Genomic DNA, 1,049 nt, shown 5'->3' on the forward strand with positions numbered 1-1,049 from the left:
CCGGGTTTTATGGTAGATCTAATGGCCAAAGACTTAGGCTTGGCGATGGAGAATGCTGTCGAAACTTCAAGTAAAACGCCTCTAGGTCGTGCTGCACATGACATGTATGTCGATAAGCAAGATTCAGGAGAAGGAAAGAAGGATTTTTCTAGTATTCTTGAAGATATCGCTAAATAAAAACGCCGTCATTTCTATTACAAGGAGCCGAAGAGCTCCTTTTTTATTGTCTACAGTTTTTGTGCGAGGAACTTTGCAGTCATAATTTGTCTATAGTGTCCTCTAAACAATTGTAGGGTATGAAAATGCGTGGAGTAAAAGCAGCTCGTTTAGTCATGAGCTTTTTATTAGCGGTATTGCTTGGTGCAAGTAAGGCGGTTTATGCAGAGACCTTATCAGTTTTGTCTCCCTCAGAAGACGACCTAAAACAATGGGAGTCAAAGTCATTTGAGGGAGAGACGCAGTATATGCTCGAGCGTGATAGTGACGGAGCGTCATTCTTGAGGGCAATCAGCAATGCAAGTGCGTCAGGCCTGTTTTTGAAACAAGATATCGATATTAACGAATTTCCTTACTTGAATTGGGAGTGGAGGTCCGATAAGAGCTTAGCTGCATTAGATGAGCAAAGTAAGTCAGGTGATGATTATGTTGCACGAATGTATGTTGTTGTTGATGGTGGTTTGTTTTTCTGGAATACGATCGCACTAAACTATGTTTGGTCTTCTAGCGCTACGAGCAAAGATGCTTGGCCAAATGCCTTTGCCGGCGACAACGCCCAAATGGTTCCCGTAAAAAATGCAAGTTCGGCGTCAGGGACTTGGTATACCGAGAAACGCAATTTGAAAGAAGACTTTAAGGCGTTTTTCGGTAAGGGCATATCCCGTATTGATGCAATTGCGATCATGACTGACACAGACAATTCAAAACAAGATGCCCAAGCGAGTTATCGCAATATCTACTTCTCTAAGAATTAGTTAGCTTTGCTGAATCATTATTATGAGATCCTCATTAATCAACTAGAGGGTATTTTCGAATAAAAATCCATATATAGT

The 1,049-nt window shown here is 41.3% G+C and carries 2 protein-coding genes; both read left to right on the forward strand.

Annotation, left to right across the window (positions count from 1 at the left end):
* Window positions 1-9: 9 nt before the first annotated feature.
* The gene (locus A3738_RS32695) at window positions 10-177 is read left to right on the forward strand and encodes an NAD-binding protein (protein WP_082890096.1); all 168 of its coding nucleotides are present in this window, start codon (window positions 10-12) and stop codon (window positions 175-177) included.
* 125 nt (window positions 178-302) lie between these two features.
* On the forward strand, window positions 303-971 hold the full coding sequence (locus tag A3738_RS20915; protein WP_231876549.1) for a DUF3047 domain-containing protein: 669 nt from the start codon (window positions 303-305) through the stop codon (window positions 969-971).
* Window positions 972-1,049 lie beyond the last annotated feature (78 nt).

It is taken from the genome of Oleiphilus sp. HI0066, assembly GCF_001635725.1.